This is a genomic window from Acinetobacter sp. GN11 (assembly GCF_054823985.1).
Map to the genome: position 1 here is coordinate 1 of NZ_JRVL01000298.1, position 3,531 is coordinate 3,531.

Genomic DNA, 3,531 nt, shown 5'->3' on the forward strand with positions numbered 1-3,531 from the left:
TTCATTGGGGCTAAATTGAGACTAAAAAAGTCAGTATTATATTTTGTCCACTTCACATATACGAACGCTTCCAGAACAAATTCATATTTAAATGTACTGCACACCTATTTTTTGACCTTGATCTTATTGCCCTTAGTCATAATGATTAACATTATTGAGGTCCTCTTGATCGGTCATTGATTGTGTGGTCGGTGATGCTGATTTTTTCCTATCGGGAGGTATAACAGCATTAATGAAATTTGCTTTGCCGGATTTAGATATCGGAACTATTTGCTTTCTGTGTCTTTTTAGATTTAACGATGGTTCTGTGTCGTCTTGGTTTAGTAATGTTTTATCAACGAGAGCATCATCATTTGCTTATTACTTTCTTTTTTGGGGTCCGGTATCTCCACTTTCTGATTCGGGTAAGGCCATTTCATTGTAAATGGATTCTGTAGGAGTAGGGTGGCTTTCTGCCTCATTACCCGATTTCGTTTCTTTATTGATGTTTTGACGTGACTCTATAGGAGCTTGAGTTTCACTTTCAGATTCCATTTTGTTTAGAGAGTTCTCGTCTGTATCAACTTCATCATTCTCTAGCTTTGTTTGAGTGGTGCCTTCGACTGTTTGTGGCTGTAGGGCGGTTTCTTAGGCCAAATTCTGGCGATAGCTTACAAGCTCAGTAAGGTACGCTTTTTCACGTTCATGAGCTAAGTTTAGTTGTGTTTGCAGCGAGATGTTTTGTGAAATTAGTAAGTTTAAAATCTGTTTAAAATCAACCTCACTATCTTTATTTGATTTTTTATCGAGCAACTCGATAATGGCTGGCAAGGCTGCTTCAAAATCTATTTTTCCATTGATTATTTTGATTTTATTTTTTGTTTGCAAATGATAAATCTGTGTTCTGGAGAGTCCAGTTCGTTTGCTTAGCTGAAGTACAGTTAATTTTTCCATGTTTAAATCTGTTTAAGATAAGCCCTTGTGTTGAGTGATTATACTGATAAAGCGATTCAACTTTTAGCTAAAAAATATAGAAAATGTGCTTTGTGAGGTGAATTTTTAAATTATAGGTTGTGAAAAAATGTGCTATTTTTAATTTGTAAAATAGATGGTCTATATGACAAGGCTTCTGGGGGTATTTTGTTAAATGAAACTATCAAATATTGAGTATCCACAGCGTACCCAAGAGCTAGCAATTCTTTTGAATTTTTATCTGATGCAGATCAAGCCGATTGACATGAAACCGATAGGTCTGCGTGATGAATATTATTCTGTAATGGCTTATCTAAAAATCGTTTCACAGCTGGAAAAACTCATTTTAAGTTTTGTGTATAACGGGAAATTGGAACGTAAAGAAGAGCAAAATTTGCTCGACCTATTGCACGAAATATATAAGCAAGGAGAAGGACGTTTTAAGTTAGAAGAAATTCCTGCTTTGGCTATGGAGCTGACAGAGTCTCAAATTCAGGCAATAAACGTTGTATTATTTGGTCAGCTTCGTGGCATAGCTCAGGTCATGCTCGACTCCGATTATACGAAGGCGCTTTTTCAACTTTATCGGGTAGGGCACAACAAATTTACAAGGGTGTCTCACAAAGAAAGCTATTCTGATTTCCTTAAAAAAAGAAATAATATTATTTTGCAGAATAGTTTTCCTGTTCTTGAAAATTTTACATCAGATTTTTGGGTGTCACGTGATCAACGGATTACGAAGTTGCAATCTACCTTTGATCAAATGTTCGCTTCAAAAAACAGTGTAAAAGTACTTTGTGTTAATTTATTTGCATCCGAGATTTATGGCGAAGCTCAAATTGTATTTTTAAATGAGGCTTTGAAAAAACTCCGTACTGAGATGAGGAAGCAGGAGCACTACCTCGGTTTGTTCTATAAACTTGAGTATGGCGTTGATGGGCAATTTTTTTACTTTTGTGTTGTGGTTTTTGAAAATTTAAAAAGTTTAGCCATTCGTGACTTATATGAAAATGTTGCTACTGTTTGGCAAGCGATATACATGCAAAGTCATTCTTTAGACCCTCAAGTCAAACCTCGTTTGGCAGAGTTTCTCAATAGCAAGCTTTACCGTACCGCGACTTTACAAGCCGGAGTTATTTCTAGAAGCGGGCCAAGTTATGCACAGTTTGTAAGAACAACACTTGCTTATATTGCTAATGCACCACATCTCTTACAAATACTTTATAGGGAGGATGTTTGTGCTGAAGAGGAGCCGTATGACCGTGCCGACAAGCCTAGAGAAATTCCCAAAAAGGCCATTACACCAAGAAAACCAAAAAAACTGGAACATCATCAGGAAAACCAGTCTCTTCTACAAGCATTAAAATTAAAAAATGTTTTTAAGCCTTTGCAAAAGGATATTCTGGATATTGGGCTGTGTTATGAACACATTCCCTATATTGATCGGTCATACAGTCAGAATATTCTGAACTTCACACCTGCAATGATCCGGATGGAAGTTGCGGTGCTTTTAGCCCCTGTCTGGATAAGAGATCCGGTTACGAATGAGGGGAAGGAGATCAAACAAAATGATTGGGGTGGTTTAGTACAGGATGAGCCACAAGAACAAAAGAGTATTGAAATTTTACTTCAGTATGCTGAGTTTATGGGGCCACGGGTTCTATGCTTTATCGCTGCTTTTTTAATGCTCCCAAAACAACAATATTCTCCTGTTTATGGTTATAGCCTATATAAAACCGCATTGCATCAGAAGATACGGGAACTCATGGCGTTACCGCTTAAACTGTTTAAAGAGCAAATAAAGGGCTTGGTAGACAAGCAGTTGATGCCTGCTGCTGTTTTTACCAAACTAGATAGCTTGCTGACGAGCCAACGGTTTCATACAGAATCATTACAAGACTGGTTAAAGGTACAGGAGCGAGTCAAAAAAAGATCATTTCTCAGAGTTGATAGCTACGTCAAAAAACTGGAAAACGAACAGAATATTTATCGAGATGTAGAATTTACGATTACCGTTCTAAAGTCTCAATCTTTAAAACAAATCGATACCCTTTTGAAAAACATCATTGATCATTTTAATAAAACTCATCAGCAGCTCATGGGGTATGTCGGATTCTGGAGACTTCAGCAGGTAGATGTGCAAAAGATTAAATATATTGCGACTCTCACATTTTATCTGGATGAGCGTTATATAGAATCAACAGGGTCAGAAAGCTGGTTTGAAAAGCTCAAGCATCAGGCGGAGTTACGTCTGGATAAAAAGACCGAAGCTTTGAATATTGATGAAATCAAGGTTAAACAAATTGAACACATCATGGAGTACGTCGGGTCTTTTCAATCCAGGTTTAATAAAAAGCATCCTTCACGACGTTATACATCAGGTCTCTTATTTGCCTTAATGCATCGTGATTTATACTGGATGCATACAGCCGTACTGCAGAAACAAATCTTGATTCGCGGGCGAACTGGCTACAAAAAAAGAACCAGAAAAAAGACAAAAAAACAGGCGTAACTTCCGCTTGAGGCTTATCGATAAAAATTCACGGTATAGCTAGGTTTTTTATTGATAGGCTTCTCGTA

2 protein-coding genes are annotated in these 3,531 nt (G+C 37.2%); one reads left to right on the forward strand and one right to left on the reverse strand.

What is annotated here, in order from left to right; translation table 11 throughout:
* Positions 1-627: 627 nt before the first annotated feature.
* Positions 628-933 (reverse strand): hypothetical protein, encoded by a 306-nt coding sequence (locus NL42_RS18475; protein ID WP_461313860.1) that lies wholly within the window; start codon positions 931-933, stop codon positions 628-630.
* A 193-nt stretch (positions 934-1,126) separates the two neighbouring features.
* Here NL42_RS18475 and NL42_RS18480 point away from each other — a divergent pair, with 193 nt between their 5' ends.
* Positions 1,127-3,463, forward strand: coding sequence for a hypothetical protein (locus NL42_RS18480; RefSeq protein WP_461313861.1), 2,337 nt, complete (start codon positions 1,127-1,129; stop codon positions 3,461-3,463).
* Positions 3,464-3,531 lie beyond the last annotated feature (68 nt).

What these genes read in the sequence shown, in the direction of transcription:
- NL42_RS18480 (WP_461313861.1), top strand. Translation starts at nt 1,127, where the DNA reads ATGAAACTATCAAATATTGAGTATCCACAGCGTACCCAAGAGCTAGCA.
- NL42_RS18475 (WP_461313860.1), bottom strand. Translation starts at nt 933, where the DNA reads ATGGAAAAATTAACTGTACTTCAGCTAAGCAAACGAACTGGACTCTCC.